Below are 16,781 nucleotides of genomic sequence, written 5' to 3'. Positions count from 1 at the left end.
AGTATCAACAAGGTCTGCAATAAATGATTTTGGGTTTATTTACGATGTTAACGCTTTGTTAAGGCATTGATTATCAAGACAGGTACATTGAAAAAAGTACCTGCCTTGATAATTTTATTTATGCAACGGCACTATACAGCAAGGAATCAGGCAAAGCAAGATTAAAGATGCCCTTTAACGTCTTCATGTCAACGCTAACTTTGCTGGCTACAATCTTTGCATAGATCTGCGTCGTCCTGATGGATTTATGACCCAGCATTGCGCTTACTGTTTCCAAGGGCACACCATTCGCCAGTGTTACCGTAGTGGCAAATGTATGACGGGCGGTATGTGTAGTGAGGTTTTTATTAATTCCGCAAAGGTCCGCAACCTCTTTAAGATAACCGTTAAAACGTTGGTTGCTGTTTATAGGCAGGAGAACATTATTCGCAACGCAATAAGGATGATTTTTATATTTCTGCAGGATCTCTTTTGCAATTGGTAACAAGGGTACATTCTCACGGCACCAGGTCTTTTCACGGTTTTTAACAATCCAGTCTTCGCCATCAAAAAATTTTGCAACATTATCAGGAGACAACATCAAAGCGTCCTTATAGGCATAACCGGTTAAGGCCATAAACAGGTAAGCGTCTTTAGTTTCCTGCAAACGAGGTATGGTAAACTCCTTATGATATAATGCACTGAGTTCGTCCATATCAAGGATATCACGGTCAGGATTAATGTAAGTACAGACGAAATCTCCCAATGGATTATGGGTTAACCATTTTCGTTGCACTGCCAACTTTAAAAGCTGCTTGGTGTTTTTCAGGTACTTCATTGCAGTGTTATCCTGAATCCCTTCCGTCAGTGTCATGTAATCGAAGAAATCCTCAGCAAAAGCGTATTCGATTCTATCGAGTGGAATATCCGGCATTTTAAATACCTCCTTCAAGAAGATAGTAATCTTGTCCTTGGTAGTGACCCATTTTTTCAATGTACCAGGAGAACGTTTCTCTTTTTCTACCTTCTCTTTAAATTTTGCGTTGTGGAAGTCAGCTACCTGTATTAAAGTCTTTTTCTCCTGATTAATACAGAGGTGAGCATTCTTTATCATGGTGGGTGTAACGGTGGAACCCTGGGCTTTTAATAGGTTGTAATGCCGGAGTAATTCACTTTTGACATGCTGGATCTGCGTATTTATTTCTATGGCTTCCGTCGATTTACCAATGATGGCCGCAGCTTTCTTGTCGAATTTTTTGGGGTCAATCTGGTATCCCAGCGAGAATCCATCCCGGGGATGACCATTAACAGTTAATCGAACGCAAATAGTTGCTTTACCAGCTGTGTTTCCATTGGCGTATCGAAGGTGAAACAGGATTGATAAGTCTTGGCTTACTTTCATCTTCAAAAAGTTTTAGGTTACCGATTGGTTTTGTTTGGCGTTAATTGGTTCGGTTTGAGTTCCTAAAACCCATTATAGATAAGCATCTCCGGGAAAAGGATACAGTAAATTAAAAAATGTTACTGTATCCTTTTATGTATCCTTTCAGATTCGTTTGATGTAGTTTACCTTAATATCCTAAAAGCAGAAAAGCCGCGTAAATCCTACGATTTATGCGGCTTTGATACTGTTTATTTTCTTTGTTGTGATCCCCTTGGGACTCGAACCCAAGACCCATACATTAAAAGTGTATTGCTCTACCAACTGAGCTAGGGAATCATTTACCCCTCATTTCTCTAAGGGAGTGCAAAGATAGGAATTTCTAAATTACTTCCAAATTTTATTCGCTTCATTTTTAATTATTTATCTCATCTATATTTATCCTATATATAATTATGTAGCCACCATGGCTACTTACAAGGTATAAAAAAAGCTTCCCGGAAATGTTACCAGGAAGCTTTTTATTTATCTTTTTACACTTACCGATGTTGGATTAAACTTCGCATCCAGCATCTTCATAAAATATCCTCCCACTACACTCCTCGCCTGAAAGCCTACCATTTTACCATCAGTAGTTTCATGCCAGTCGCTCAGCGGAACACGTGTATGCGTGCCCGTTACATAGGTATATATCGGCTCAACGAAAGCCTTAAAATCAGCGGGGGTGCTTGTCAGTACTGCCGTCCACATGATCCAGTCCGACTTGGTGTAAGACTTCCGGCTATCAAGTGGTAAACCATATTTATGCTGACGGGTAAGGTAGTAATCTGTTTCCTTTTTGTAAACAGTAGCCGGAAAAAGATTAAAGTTCAGGACTTTGTCCCATACCATATTATATTTCTGGCTCCAGGTATTTTTACTTTCAAAAGCCAGACTGAAATGATCGCCATCATCAGCCAGCTTAATCCAGTTGGCAGCCATTTCTTTTGCACTTTTTTCATATTTGGCAGCTACGGATGCATAACCCAATTGCTTTGCCAGCATAGCATACGAGCGAATACCTGCAATAGCTTTTAAAGAGAGATTTGTATTGCGGGCAAGATGACCGGCAAAATCATCTGTACATAATTGATTCGCCGGATCAAAACCTTCTTTCAATAAATATTCTGCCCAGGTAGTCAGTGTTTTCCAATGCTTTTTGGCGTAGCCGGCATTGCCTTCTGCTCTGGCAATAGCACCGGCAAGGATCAGCATATTACCAGATTCTTCTACCGGCATACCTTCATCATATACCTGTCCGTTTGCCAATGGGTAGGTGCCAAGATCGTGTGCTGCATAAGGTTTGGTATACTTTCCACTTTCAGAGAAATAGAAAATACCATTCATCATCCCTTTTAATAAATCAGGATTATAGAGTAAAAATAATGGTGCAGATGGATAAGTTACATCTACTGTATTGATACATCCATTACTGAAATTTTCTTTAGAGAGAAAAAGGATATCACCCTGCGGACTCTTAGCCAGCTTATGTGCTGCAATACTCTGGCGATAGGCCAGCTCACAGAGTTTCGCATAGGTTTCTCCGCCAGCGTTTACGGCGTCGCGGTGCAGCTGCTCATTAAAAAGACTACATTTTTTTATCACCGCAGCATAATCATCATAAGCAATATTTAACTGTTTATCGATGGTTTGTGTGGTATCATTTTTCCACCAGGCTTTAATGTTGGCAGAAAAATACTGTAACGCATATACGTCGTCATAGCCAAGCAGGAAAAGCTGCTCCCTGCCGGTTTTATCTACATCTGCTAATTTAACAACCGTGCTTAATACCAGTTCTTTATCCTGCTGCGTGCCGGCAACGGATTCATTTACAAACGCCTTCATGGCATCTCCAGCGGTGCTGATATACTGCACCGTATTAGCCGAAGCTGGTGCTGCTACATACATGTAACCCCAGTCGATACGCAGGTCGTCGCCTTTTTTCTGCAACACCGGCTGTACTTTTGTTCCCGCTTTTAATACTGATAATTTACCTGTCGTATACTGTGTCGTAGTAACCGGTTGCGAAGGTACATTCACACATAAGTCGGTGGATGCGCCGAAATATAACTGCACCTGGTGTGTAGCATCGTCATTGGCAACTACCTTGTAAGAGATGTATGAAACTGGCCTCGACAACAACGACAGATCACTCATCAGCAGTGGAGAAGTGAATGTCAGTGTAAGATTTACTTTACCACAGGTAAACTGATAACGTGTTTGCGTAGCATTGATATTTACAGATGTTTGTACGGCCTTCTCAATGCCCTGATCACCGGGAGCTTCCACCTGCCTAGACAAACCCGCATCCAGAAAGGCGCCGCCGGCAGTATTCCGGATATGAACAGCGAGTACGTTGCCCGTGCTTTTCAATTTACTTTTTACAGCATCCGGTATAGGCAGATAAACATATTTATTCAACCAGCCATTGTGTTCGTAAATCTTATCGCCGTTGAGATATACCGTAATATTATCATCATGAGAGATTTTCAATTGCAGATTTCCTGCAGATAAGCCTGCACTGTCAAATGTTCTCCTGGTCCATAGATCCTGGCTCTTCCAGGAGGTACCACTCAAACCGGAATTATCGCTAAACGGGGCGGTGCCTGTTTTCCAGGACTGATCATCATATGCAGGATCCATCCAGCTGGTGGTAGGCTCAGTTTCCGTGTATTTCACCTGGTAAGGCTGGTCCTCACTGGTAGGCACCACTCCTTCGTAACTGTTATCCAGCTTGCCTAATACCCGGTAAGTAACCCCGTCTACCTTCACCAGGCCGTTCAAAGACTGTGTAGCCCCCGTCCAGTGCCTGGTAGCAGTGCTGTTCAAGGTGTCGGAAGCAGACCAAATACTGAAATAAGGATCATGTGTAATCAATGGATAAGCAGGCGCCTGCTGCTGTGCAGCTGCACCGGACCCCATCGCTAGCGTTGCCAATAATACGAGTGTACTCTTCATAACGGGAATTAAGCTATTAAGTGTAATGTTTACAGTTAATGAATTTATTACAATTTTCGGGAGAATCATAACCGTTGGTAAATTCTTTAGTAAAAACACCTGTTCTGATTGCTATCAACGTAATATCTGAAGATGGTGGGACCTGCGACCGGGAGTAAATGATCAGCAATAAAAAAGCGCAGACCCTACTTATCGCCTTGGAGGCCCTGAGAAGCCTTGTCAGTACGATACTCGGATCTACGCGTATCTTCAATAAAATAAATTTCGTATGCTTAGGGAGCGCAAAAATACACTTTTACAACAAATTCTTCATTAAATATTAAATAATAAACAATACTTATTGGTACCAGTCGCACTACCCGGGTTAATAAAACAATACAAACCATTCCGGCTTATGACGGATCAACTCCCCTATACCCCATATCAGCATGGCCATCCCCAGGGCTCCCCAGGCTTTCCTGTTTTTCCAGCTCCAACCCAGCAATACCGGTATTTCCCAATATTTGATCAGTATATATAACAATATGCCTCCCATTCCTATCCAGGACATTAACAGCACGCTCAACTGCGCACCTATCAATATGGCAGCAACAAGGAAGCCCACAGTAATCACCTGCATCCATATGTAGTTTTTAATACCGCAGTAAGTGATCCGTTCAATGGAAAGCAATAACAGCATAAAGGTGAGACAAACAGTGAGTACCAGCACCGGCTGTATCACTACTACCGGCAGTGCCAGCATTAACACCCAGGCCACCAATGTGAGAATCACGTAAGCGGCTATACGCCGGTCGTTTCCATGCATCCGGGAATTGGCAAAAGGATAAAATAAATGGCTCAAAGGCGCTTCCAGTCTACGTAGTGGCGGCAAGGCATATACACCTACCAGCGCGGGTATCGTTACTTCGTAAGGATACCACAGATCCGGACAAACATGTATCACCCATGCCACAGCTGCGGTAGTAAGACCAGCAGGCACAGTCACCTGCAGGAATGCCTCCCATGGCTTATTCTCATTTTTAAGGGTATTCTTTACCACATCTTTATAATCCGTAATGAAATGTTTACGTGTAACGATGGCCGTTAGTTGCGCCCAAAAAACGAAAACGCCCACGTGAATCACGATAGTGCGTATCACCAAATCAGGTACCCGGGGGCCAAAATAAATGCCCGCAATACTTATCAGCAGCAATTCATACGTAAGCATCCGGGGAGAAAACAGCCAACGGAACAATGGAGAGAACAACCTGACGAGCCAGTACCGGATCAATCCCCAGTAACGACTCAGGAGCTGTACCAGTGCATAAGCGGCTACCAGCGCCGCCAGTCCCAGTAACAACCGGGAGGCGGTAAACAGCCCCCTGAGTGCCTGTAAACGCGAAGGCTTTTTTATAGTATACTCCAGCTCCGTATTCACCAGCAACTCCGTTGCCAGCAGGCCTGCCTGTTGCACCGTCACGTTGCTGATCTGATGCTGTTGCCAGAAACTATCTGCCTGTGCAGGCGTAGCATAGGTTCTTAAAGTACCATATTGATAAAGGACCGTTCTTTGTTGGGGCGTGAGTGATTCCAGTACTTTTGCCAGCTCAGTATCTGTTGCAAAGGCAACCTGGCAGGTGATTAACAGGAACAACAAAATTTTTATAATGCGCATAGATGGTATCAAAAATAAGAAAAATACTTTTCCCGCAGCTGTTGCAGATATAAGATTGCCGCTGCTTTTACCTCCGGCGAATAAACAAGCTGCATATCTGTTTTAAACGAAAAAAAATCAGGGGGGAAATAATACAGCAACGGGTCATATGTTATTGTTCACTTATTACAGCAATATAAAATAAAAAGGGGGCATACTAAGCCCCTTCATACAAATTTTATTTGCCGGCTCCCAGCCATGCATCAGGCACCGGTTGCAGCTTGCCGCCGTTTACACTGTATTCCAGTTTCAGCATGTACCCGCCCCCACCTTCTACAAATGCTACCAGCAGCGGATGCCAACCTTTTTCCAGGGCTACCTGTCCGCTTTTCTGGAAAGGCGCATGCCAACCATCGTTATTCACTACTTCCTGATCATCTATGTAAAGAATTCCCCCATCATCACAGGTAAGATAAAAACTGTAAATACCGGTAGCGGGTACATTGATGTAGCCATGCAGCTTAGCACCAAAAGCACCACCGCCTTTACCCATGCCTTCCGGTATAATTACATTGTTGATACGGAAAGAGCTGTCTGCCGTTGCTTTTATTTTAGTGGCGCTTTTAAAAGTACCCTGGTAATAATCCAATTGCAATCCGGGGAATGCATCCTTTACCACGGTGGCTTTGAGATAATCCGATTGGCGGTAGTGAAGCGTATAGATATCACCACGGTTACCGGTAGGGCTAAAGGCCGCCAGCTTCATTGTCAGCGGTTTATTGATAATGAAGTTCTTAGGCAATATAGCAGAAGCGGTATCCGGAATAGTACCGGTGGTGGTATAACGGATAGTCATATCCGTTAGTGGCGGCTGCACACTCAATGTTGCCTTGTCTACGAACACATTATCTTCTGTAAACCCGTCCAGATCAGGGAGGCGGTAATGTACGCCCAGCAGGTCCAGTCTTTTATAATGTTCGTTTAGCCGTTGCAGGTAGTTATTGTAATCAGCATGATGCGTCCACAATACTTCTGCCAGTGCGGTCATGCGGGGCATAAACATATAATCTGCACGTTTTTCGGAAGGAATATATTCTGTCCAGATATTTGCCTGTGCACCAATGATGTGAGTAGCTTCCGCAGCAGTAAGCCCTTTGGGTACCGGCTCAAAATGATACACATTATAAATGGAATTGCGGTCAGGGATGCCGTCAAAATACAGCGGATTACCCGGCGTCATGATCACCTGGTTACCGTGTCTGGCGGCTAATACCGGCGCATCAGGCACCCAGGAGCGCCAGTACATCAGTACTGCTGTTGGACTGATACCACCCTGCAAAATTTCATCCCAGCCAATCAGCACTTTGCCTTTGGATTGGAAGAATTTTTCCATACGCTTCACAAAATAGCTTTGCAGTTCTTCCACATCTTTCAGGTTGTTAGCCTTCATGGTGGCGGCACAGGCAGGAGAAGCAGCCCAGCTGGTCTTTTCTACTTCATCTGCACCAAGGTGAATGTATTTGGAGGGGAATAATGCCGCTATCTCTGTAAATATATCTTCTGCAAAAGTAAAAGTAGCTTCGTTACACGGACAGACAGGCGTTGAAAAGTCTTTACCCCAGCCAATTTCACCGCTGCAACTCAGAAAAGGGTAAGCCCTTATAGCAGCCATCATATGACCGGGCATATCTATTTCAGGAATAATTTCTACATGACGTACAGCTGCATATTTGATCACATCCTTCATTTGCTCCTGTGTATAGAAGCCACCATACAGCGTTTTACCATCTCTCTGGATAATATGTTCCTGATCTATGGCCATATCCGGGTTATCAACGGCCTTCTTCATACAAACGGAATCCTGGTTGTTAAACTCACGCCAGGCGCCTTGTGATGTAAGCAGCGGATATTTTTTTATTTCGATGCGCCAGCCCTGATCGTCTGTCAGATGCAGGTGCAGCTTATTCATTTTGTATAGTGCCAGCAGGTCAATGAATTTTTTAAGATAGGCCACGGAGAAAAAATGACGGGATACATCCAGGTGCATGCCGCGCCAGCCGTAGGTGGGATGATCTTTCAATTGCATCGCCGGGATGGCTATCTTTTTAAGATCGGGTGCTGCGGCGTCTTCTATAATGGGTGGCATTAACTGACGCAGTGTTTGCACTGCCCGGAAAAAGCCGGTGGGTGCTTTGGCAGTGATCACAATTTGTTGTGGGTTTACATCCATTGTGTAATCCTCCTCTCCTGCCAGCGCCAGATTCTGGCGCATGATGATAGCGCCTTTAACTGCCTTATCAGCCGTAGGCAATGGTTTGCCAAGGGCTTGTGTAAGCAGCAATTCCAGTTGTGCGGTTTCAATTAAGAAAGGCGCAGGATCGGCAGGCAATACCAGCCTGGTAGCGGGTGTGATCACAAACTCACCGGTTTGCGGCACCAGCTGCTGCGGATAAGGAATGATCGGGTAGCGCTGCTTTTGCGCAAAAGTAACCTGCAGCAGCAGGCACAAAGCTCCTGTAAGCTTTAAAAATTTCCACATAATTATCTCGTTAAAGCATGATGTTTCCAATGGGCAAACGTAATAAGAATAGCCGCTGCAACCTAATGTGATATTGACTAATCATACGGTAATATTGACAAACTACGCGCTGATCAATCTTTGTAATCATCAATTTTCAACAGGGCAAAAAATTCTTCTTCGGGCAATTCTTTTACTTCTCCCGGTTGCAGATCACCTAAAAGAATATCTTCGATAGACACGCGGATCAGGCGCTGGCAGCGGTGATGCACAGCTGCTACCATTTTTCTCACCTGGTGAAATTTTCCTTCAGTTAATGTAATGAGCAGCCAGGTATGTGGTGCATTGTTGGGCAACTCACGCGGATGATCAAACAAACCTGCCGGCCTTTCTACAATTTCCACGCGACAGGGAGTAGTAATATACTCCACCGATTCGGTGATACAAATAGGCACGCCTATTTTCAGTCGTTGCAGTGTTTCTTCACTCACATGTCCTTTCACCCTTACCAGGTACGTGCGTTCATGTGGCTGTTTGCCCTGAAACAACAACCGCGTTACTTTTTTATTGGTAGTTAAAATTAGTAGTCCTTCCGAGAGATTGTCCAATCGCCCGATGGCGTGGGTGCCTTCCGGGAAATCGAAAGCCAGTTCACCCAGCAATCTCACATTGTGAGAGCTGATAAACTGCGAAACCATGTCGTGAGGCTTGTTGATAATAAAATAACGATAATCCATAAATGGTCCGCAAAATACGGGATATTTCACGCAAAGGCGCATAAGGAGCAAAGGCGCAAAATAATCATCTTTGCGCCTTTGCGTAAAATCCTAAAAACTATATCAGCAATATATCTATCCGGTGAGCCTGCACCAGCTGCGCCTGCTCAGACCAGGAAAAAACGGTAAAATAACCATCCTGGGAAGCTACCAACGCATGGGAGTCGCGCTGATCATGTACAAATTGTGCCGCAGAAAGATGCCTGGTACCACCAATGGCCGATGGATGAATAAGTGTTGGCTCCCCTCCTTCTACCGGTTCTGTCAGCAACACCTGTTCTATTGGCATAGCTCCTTTGGCCCTGGCTATTTTAGCGCCAAAAGCCAGCAGTTCCTGCTGATCGTTGATGATGGTGGCGCCATCTACAGCAGTAAGACCTGTAATGTTTTCCACTTCCCGTCTCAGGGCATTTTGCCAGAAGATTTCCGTGACTGTTTTTCCATCGTACCGCAGCAGATCTGCTACACCGGTAAATGCCGGAGACACGGGATATTGTAAGGGGTGAATGATAGATTCCCGCCATTTGTTACTGTTGGTAGGCGTTACCAGCAAAATACCACCCCGCTTATGTGCCCGCATAGACACTGCTATCTGGATCAGCACATTTACACCATTATTCCATAAGCAGGAAGAAGTGAGTCCCAGTAAGGATTTAAGGATAGGCGGACTGTCGGGTAACTGGCCACTGTTTTCATTTACCACCTTTACCTGGTCGCCACGCAGCACCGCCACATTGGTAAATTTGCCCAAACCCGCAGCACGCCGATGTTTCACCACCAGTAAACCGGGCTCTGATACATCCAATACGAAACACAGATTGGGTAATTTGGTGGTAGTACCCCACACATAAAGCTGATCTCCATCAAACCAGATACCTACATGAATGCCTGGCCGTTCCACCCCTGGCGCCAGTTTGGTAAGCAACTGAGGCGTAAGCGGAAGGCGCTTTTCAAATAACAGGGGATTAACCGCCTGCACAGGCGGCAAAAAAGCCAGCGAAATACGGATGGCATTGCCTTCTTCTTTACGCAGGCTGGCCCAGAAAGCCACATCAATAATTTTCTCTACCTGCCATGCCGATGGCACGGTGGCTAAATCGTCCTCTTCATTCTCCTGCGCTGCAGAGAGATGTTTCTGGAAATGCGCTTCTATCCTGTATGCTACCTTTCCAGCAGCCTGATATGTTGATCCATTAATTATTTCCATAATTCCAAATTCACTTTTGAGTCCTGCATTAATTTTGATGCTAAATTAACGCTTTTCAACACGCTGTGAGCGCAGGAAAGTAGGAAGTAGGCGGAGCGAAGATTTTAGCGGATTTTGTCTTTCCCAGGATTAGACTGATTATGCTGATTACACTGATTTTATTTTTTTGATTTAGATAGATTTAAAAAGGTTAGCGAAGATTAAAGCGAAGATCGAAGCGGATATATTCGCTTTAATCTTTTTAAATCTATCTAAATCAAAAAAATAAAATCAGTGTAATCAGCATAATCAGTCTAATCCTGAGAAAGACACTTACCGCGGCATATTAATCGTATCCATAAACTGCTTCAGGTAGGCATCTCCGATAGGGATGTTGTGTTCACCAATAAAAATACGCTGCCGTTCAATACTATCTATTTTATCCAGGGCAATGATGTAGGATTTGTGCACCCGAAAAAAACGATATGGTGCGAGAATTTCTTCAAAACTACGCAGGTTCTGTAGCGTGAGTATCTTTTGTTTGGGTGTTTGTATGGCTACATAGTTGCGTAAGGCTTCTACAAAAAGAATGTCTTTGATATCAAGACGGATGATGCGTTTATCTGTTCTTACAAAAATATATTCATCAAATGCAGGAGCTGCCATACTGCCTACCAATGGTGTTCTGCGGGTAATTACCCGTTGCACGGCACGGGCAAAGCGCTCAAAGGACACTGGTTTTAAGAGATAGTCAATGGCCTCCTGATCAAAGCTCTCTGCTGCATATTCATCATAGGCAGATACAATGATCACGTCTGTACCGGCTTGTTTTAACTGCATAAATTCTATCCCGCTGAGTTCCGGCATTTGTATGTCCAGGAATACCAGGTCCACTTTTTCATGCTTTACAAAAGCCAGCGCTTCCAACGGATGATGAAAGCTTCTGAGCAATTCCAGGTCCGGCGTTTTTTTGATGAACGCCACCATCACCTGTGCCGCCAGGGGCTCATCATCCACAACAATACACTTCAATGCCATACGATTACCAGTTGACCACCAAATTACAATAATATTCCTGTTCTGTTTCTGTGATGTCCAGCTGATGCTGACCGGGATAGATCAGCTGTAAGCGCTTACGCACGTTATTCAGCCCTATGCCACCAGTTTTATCTTTATGATAATTGCCTTTAAAATTATGAACACGGAAAACCAGCCGCTGTGCATCACATTGCAGGGTGATGGTGACTGCCTTCTCCGGTTGATTGGTAATACCGTGTTTGAAAGCATTCTCTACAAACGGCACCAGCAACAGCGGTGCAATATTTTTCTCCGGTAACAGTGCCGGTACGGAAAAAAGGATGCATTCATCACAGCCGGTGCGCAGCCGTTGTAATTGCACAAAGTCCTGCAGATAGCAGATCTCCTCTTTCATAGGGCTACGGTAATCAATATCCGATGGCTGTTCCACCATATAGGCCAGCAGCGCTGTGAGTGTTTTGTTGGCAGTCACCACTTCCGGCGCACCCATCAGCGCCAGCGAATAGATACTGTTTAAGCTGTTGATCAGGAAGTGAGAATTCAGCTGCATTTTCAGGAACCCGGATTCTGCCTGTGCTTTCTGCTGTTGCAGCTGTGCCCGGCGACGGTCTTCCTGCAACCAGAGCATAAAAAACTGGTATGCAAAAGCCATCAGTACAATGATAATACCCTTCCATAAAGCGTTTACAACGTATTCTCCAAAGGTGGTATACAAGTCAATCCGGGAATGGGTTATCCTATCCAACCGGTATCCCGTATATAATATATCTTTCGCAAATATCCATCTTGCAAAAAAATATTTTAATAAGATAAATCCGATGAACACCGGTAACAGCTGCCATAACAACTTCCGCCAGTGACGTTCTTTTATAAAGAGGGGTATGATCCAACGCACATATATGTAAAACTGCAGGAAGTTGAGCAACCCGAAGAACCCGTTGTTTATGTTGCTATAACGCAGTACCAGGTATTTCGGGTTAGCTGTAATCATCAGCTCCATGCCATAAACAATAGCCATCCACAACAACAGCAATAAAAAGAATTGTTTTATATTATGCATGCACCGGATATAACTTCGTTTTAAAATGGTAGCTGCCAATCGACAGGGAGAGTACATGCTGGCCAATATGGATCTTTGCCAGCATGGGTTCCGTTGAACCGGCCTGTTGCTGTAAATGCTTTTCTGTAGCGGCTTGCAGCAGCAAAGGAGTGATCATTACCCGTTCCTCTATCCCATCCATCTCTAGTTGCAATAACTGATCGTTATGCAGTAAGCCGCGTAATTCCAGGTACTGCTGATAAAAATATAACTCCTTCTTTAGTGGCACACTATCCTGCTCTACGGCTTTGTCGTATAACATATATCTTAATAAATCAGAAAAGATCAGGATGGCCTTTACACCTTCTTTATCACGCTGCGCTTCATTTTCCAGCACCGGCGTGAGTGCCTGCAGGTATTTCAACAGCAAACGGCTGCCATCCTGCATGCGCTCATAACGTTGGTGGGCTTCCTCCACAGCTGCTGTCAGGTTACGGTCCATTGTTTCTGTATTACGCCATTGCAAAAACAACCGGTAACCATATGCCAGCAAAGCTACGCCCATACCTGTTCTGATAGTCCGGAGCTGGTATTCCCAAAAGGTGAAATATAGCTTTGGCCTGCCTATAAACGTAATGGCTTTTATCAGTACCTGGTCCTGGAAAAAACAGGCTCCCAGCAAATATTTCAGCAGCCCGAAACTTAATATAGCAGCTATTATATATAGCGCCATGCGTATATGTTGGCGGCGCTGCACTGGTTCTGGTAACAGCACAAATACCAACAAATAAAACAGGTTAAAATTAATAAAGCCATATAATCCGTATTGTGTTGTTATCATTTTCATCGCCATAACAGAATGCCAGTTCCCGCTCAGCGAAGGGTAAACATACAGCAGCAGCAATGCCATAGACACCGCCAGGTGTATGAAATACCGGTAAAAATTATATGGGTTTTTATTATTCATTGTTCCATTGAAGGTAATATATGTAACAGGAGTTTACATAGAAAATCAGGCATTTATTTTTCGTACCTGTCAATTTCCTGCACGTACTTTTTTGTATCCGGTACGTACTTTTTTTCTTTTCGATAAATTCCTTCTTTCTATATTGGCAGCCTATTTCGGGAGTCATAATCAAAAACCAACCAACCATCAACCAACCAACAATTGTATGAGAAAGCTACTCTTATTTATCCTCATCTGTATGATAAGCATGTCTGCTTATGCGCAACAGGTAGTTAAAGGAACAGTGAAAGATGCCACTACCAAATTGCCGGTACCTGGTGCCACCGTTAAAGTAATAGGGTCGTCCAAAGGGGCCACCACTAATGAAAAGGGCGAATTTGAAATTACAGTGCCGGCCAATGCACAGCTACAGATCAGCTCCGTAGGCTTTGAAAATGTAGTGGTGCCCGCCAGCCTGATCCAAACAAAAGCCATTATGATGAAAATGCAGGCCATATCGCTGACAGATGCCGTGGTGGTGGGTTATGGCACCCAGCAACGATCCAGGGTAACCAATGCTATCTCTAAAGTAGGGAGCGATGCGTTATCGGCAGAAAAAAATATTGTCAGTGATGTAGGTAAAGCGCTGCAAGGTCGTGTGGCAGGAGTATTTGTAGCCAACAGCTCCGGCACGCCTGGCAGTACTCCCATCATACAGATCAGGGGTGTACAAACCACCAATGCCGTTTATTCCAACCCATTGCTGGTAATAGATGGATTGATAGTGGAAGGCAGTACTATTTCGCTCAACAGTATCAACCCACAGGATATTGAATCGGTGGAGGTACTGAAAGATGCGGCATCCGCTGCCATATACGGTGCACGCGGATCTACCGGTGTTATTATTGTTACTACTAAAAAAGGAAAGTTGAACAGTAAGCCAACATTTAATGTCAATGCGTATACGGGTTTGAATGGTATAAATACTTCCAGGAGAATGCTGACGACAGATGAATATAAATCGGCTTTCACTGATGCACGGCAGAACCGCATCGGCGATATTAATCAACAGCTGGCGAATCCCGGTCAGCTGCCCCCCTCACAAATTAACCGGCTCAATGCAGAAAAGACCAGGCTGCAAAGCGCTATAGACGGCCTGCAAATGGCGGATAGAAGTACCGACTGGATCGCTGCAGTTAAAAACAATCATGCGCCCATCAACAACATCCAGGCCAGCATGAATGGTGGTACCGACAAAGGCAGTTATTATATGTCGTTGGGAAGATATGCAGAAACAATGGCTATTGGCAGGGGATCATTTGAAAGATATACCGGTCGCTTAGACCTCACCCAACAGGTAAACACCTGGCTGAAACTGAATGGTAACATTAATATTACACAGTCGGCCAACAAAGACTTCTCCAATCCGATTATTGCCGCTTTCAATGCCAGACCAGATACCCCGAAAGATCCGGTACGCAATGCAGATGGCTCTTTGGGTTATTACGCAGGACAGCAACAGCACCCGATTGGTGTGATGAATGATGTGGACAGCAAAATCGCTAATACCAGCTATTTTGGTGGGTTATCTGCGGAGATTAAATTACATAAAACCCTACAGTTCCGCTCTTCCTACAATGTTACAAAATACAATGTACTCAGTAACAGCTTTCAGTCGCCACTGGGCTATGCTGGCGCCTTCAACCAGGGTTACTATACCACTAACGGTAATGATAACTTCTCTTATAATTTTGACAACTACTTTACCTATAACAACCGCTGGAAGAAACTAGGCGTAAACGGTACACTGGGTTATACATTTTATAACAACCAGCTGAACTATTTTGGTTACGAAGTGGATGGCTTTCCTAAGATTGACGGTATTACCGGTGCGGCTTCCGCAACCACTTACGGCAGTGTATTTGGTATTGCCGGCAAGAACCTTAACAACAAAGAAATATCAGACGCTTATTTTCTTCGTGGCGGTTTTGACTGGGATGGCAAATACCTGCTGAATGCTTCTATTCGCCGGGATGGTTCCTCTAAACTACCTGCCAGCAACCGTTACAGCTGGTTCCCTTCCATTTCAGCAGGCTGGGATATAGCAAAGGAAAATTTCCTGGCACACAATACCTGGATCAATCAGCTGAAACTCCGCAGTAGTTATGGTATCAGCGGCAACATTCGCCCTGTCGGATATTTTGATGCACAAAATTTGCTCGTGGCCACCACCAATGTTGGCGATCAGGCGCTGAAACTAAACTCCACCATAGGTAATCCGGACATCCACTGGGAACGTACCAAACAAGTAGACGCCGGTATAGATATGGCATTCCTACAAAGCCGTTTCACCGTAGCGCTGGACTATTACAACAAAACTACGGATGGACTCCTGAGTAAAAATAATGTTTCCTGGGTCTATGGTGCAGCAGCTATTCCGGATAATATCGGCAATATCCGCAACTACGGTGTAGACCTTGAACTGGGTATTCATAGTGCCCCCGGAGCCGTAATTGGCTGGGGGGTAGAAACAAATTTCAACGTCAACCGCAACAAGATCCTGTCCATGAAAGATTCATTGACTAACTATGGCGCCTTTGTATTTGGCGGTCCTTTTTCCAGGGCAAAAGTAGGCCAGTCGGTAGGCTCCGTGCAGGTATACCAGTCGCTGGGGGTAGATCCGCAAACAGGTGACATGATGTACAAGGACGTAAACAATGACAAAAAATGGGATACCAATGATATGGTAACCATCCCTATTGCCTTGCCTGAATTTACCGGCGGCACTAATCTCTCCCTCAGCTATAAAGCCTTTAAGGTAGAAGCGTTATTCAATTATGTGGTAGGTAATAAGGTCTATGATTTTTATGAACAATCCCTGCGCAATTATGACGCGGATTACACTGGTGTCATGAATAATAAATTTGATATCGTTAATAAGCGCTGGAAAAAACCAGGCGACATTACCGATGTACCGCGGGCCATCACCGGCGTACATGGCGCGGGACAAACAACAGACTGGAACTATCGCCCGTCTACCCAGTTTGTATACGATGCTTCGTATGTGCGTTTACGTAACCTTACCGTTGCCTACACCGTACCAGCCAGTATGCTCAGCAAAGCAAAGATCAGCAGAGCAAGGTTATATGCATCGGCGCAAAATCTGTTCACGCTCACCAGGTACATCGGATTTGATCCCGAAGCAGCTAACATCACCGGTATTGTGAGCACGAACCTGCCTAATCCGCGTTCTATGGTAATTGGTATTGATCTGTCATTTTAATCTGT

At 44.5% G+C, this 16,781-nt stretch carries 10 protein-coding genes and 1 tRNA gene; 1 reads left to right on the top strand and 10 read right to left on the bottom strand.

The window, feature by feature from the left end; genetic code table 11:
* Positions 1-118 precede the first annotated feature (118 nt).
* The 10 genes from CLV51_RS14775 to CLV51_RS14730 all read right to left on the bottom strand — a co-directional run bounded on the left by CLV51_RS14775 (position 119) and on the right by CLV51_RS14730 (position 13,514).
* A complete protein-coding gene (locus CLV51_RS14775) occupies positions 119-1,381 on the bottom strand; it encodes a site-specific integrase (RefSeq protein WP_106528777.1) in 1,263 nt (420 codons plus the stop codon).
* A 245-nt stretch (positions 1,382-1,626) separates the two neighbouring features.
* A tRNA-Lys gene (locus CLV51_RS14770) sits at positions 1,627-1,699 on the bottom strand.
* A 186-nt stretch (positions 1,700-1,885) separates the two neighbouring features.
* Positions 1,886-4,357: a glutaminase family protein gene (locus tag CLV51_RS14765; RefSeq protein WP_106528776.1), complete on the bottom strand. Its 2,472-nt coding sequence runs from the start codon at positions 4,355-4,357 to the stop codon at positions 1,886-1,888.
* 364 nt (positions 4,358-4,721) lie between these two features.
* Positions 4,722-6,011 (bottom strand): hypothetical protein, encoded by a 1,290-nt coding sequence (locus tag CLV51_RS14760; RefSeq protein WP_106528775.1) that lies wholly within the window; start codon positions 6,009-6,011, stop codon positions 4,722-4,724.
* A gap of 217 nt (positions 6,012-6,228) precedes the next feature.
* Positions 6,229-8,529 (bottom strand): family 20 glycosylhydrolase, encoded by a 2,301-nt coding sequence (locus tag CLV51_RS14755; protein ID WP_106528774.1) that lies wholly within the window; start codon positions 8,527-8,529, stop codon positions 6,229-6,231.
* A gap of 113 nt (positions 8,530-8,642) precedes the next feature.
* Positions 8,643-9,275: a pseudouridine synthase gene (locus CLV51_RS14750; protein WP_245898728.1), complete on the bottom strand. Its 633-nt coding sequence runs from the start codon at positions 9,273-9,275 to the stop codon at positions 8,643-8,645.
* 67 nt (positions 9,276-9,342) lie between these two features.
* Positions 9,343-10,491, bottom strand: coding sequence for a putative sensor domain DACNV-containing protein (locus tag CLV51_RS14745; RefSeq protein WP_211302001.1), 1,149 nt, complete (start codon positions 10,489-10,491; stop codon positions 9,343-9,345).
* 312 nt (positions 10,492-10,803) lie between these two features.
* Complete coding sequence (locus CLV51_RS14740; RefSeq protein WP_106528772.1) at positions 10,804-11,508, bottom strand: LytR/AlgR family response regulator transcription factor; 705 nt, start codon at positions 11,506-11,508, stop codon at positions 10,804-10,806.
* A 4-nt stretch (positions 11,509-11,512) separates the two neighbouring features.
* Positions 11,513-12,568, bottom strand: coding sequence for a sensor histidine kinase (locus CLV51_RS14735; RefSeq protein WP_158267026.1), 1,056 nt, complete (start codon positions 12,566-12,568; stop codon positions 11,513-11,515).
* Positions 12,561-13,514 carry a histidine kinase gene (locus CLV51_RS14730; RefSeq protein ID WP_106528770.1) on the bottom strand — a complete coding sequence of 318 codons (954 nt, stop codon included), beginning with the start codon at positions 13,512-13,514 and terminating at the stop codon, positions 12,561-12,563. The genes CLV51_RS14735 and CLV51_RS14730 overlap by 8 nt, the downstream gene beginning before the upstream one ends.
* A 205-nt stretch (positions 13,515-13,719) precedes the next feature.
* On the opposite strand from CLV51_RS14730, the gene CLV51_RS14725 reads away from it, so the two are divergent.
* Positions 13,720-16,776: a SusC/RagA family TonB-linked outer membrane protein gene (locus CLV51_RS14725; protein ID WP_146151288.1), complete on the top strand. Its 3,057-nt coding sequence runs from the start codon at positions 13,720-13,722 to the stop codon at positions 16,774-16,776.
* Positions 16,777-16,781: the final 5 nt, after the last annotated feature.

The organism is Chitinophaga niastensis, from assembly GCF_003014755.1.
Taxonomy (GTDB): domain Bacteria; phylum Bacteroidota; class Bacteroidia; order Chitinophagales; family Chitinophagaceae; genus Chitinophaga; species Chitinophaga niastensis.
The sequence above is the reverse complement of the archived record's forward strand: the minus strand, read 5'-3'. Positions and strand labels throughout refer to the sequence as shown.

Bases quoted from the DNA above. Each gene is read 5' to 3' on its own strand.
- CLV51_RS14775 (WP_106528777.1), bottom strand. From the start codon at position 1,381: ATGAAAGTAAGCCAAGACTTATCAATCCTGTTTCACCTTCGATACGCC.
- CLV51_RS14765 (WP_106528776.1), bottom strand. From the start codon at position 4,357: ATGAAGAGTACACTCGTATTATTGGCAACGCTAGCGATGGGGTCCGGT.
- CLV51_RS14760 (WP_106528775.1), bottom strand. From the start codon at position 6,011: ATGCGCATTATAAAAATTTTGTTGTTCCTGTTAATCACCTGCCAGGTT.
- CLV51_RS14755 (WP_106528774.1), bottom strand. From the start codon at position 8,529: ATGTGGAAATTTTTAAAGCTTACAGGAGCTTTGTGCCTGCTGCTGCAG.
- CLV51_RS14745 (WP_211302001.1), bottom strand. From the start codon at position 10,491: ATGGAAATAATTAATGGATCAACATATCAGGCTGCTGGAAAGGTAGCA.
- CLV51_RS14740 (WP_106528772.1), bottom strand. From the start codon at position 11,508: ATGGCATTGAAGTGTATTGTTGTGGATGATGAGCCCCTGGCGGCACAG.
- CLV51_RS14735 (WP_158267026.1), bottom strand. From the start codon at position 12,568: ATGCATAATATAAAACAATTCTTTTTATTGCTGTTGTTGTGGATGGCT.
- CLV51_RS14730 (WP_106528770.1), bottom strand. From the start codon at position 13,514: ATGAATAATAAAAACCCATATAATTTTTACCGGTATTTCATACACCTG.
- CLV51_RS14725 (WP_146151288.1), top strand. From the start codon at position 13,720: ATGAGAAAGCTACTCTTATTTATCCTCATCTGTATGATAAGCATGTCT.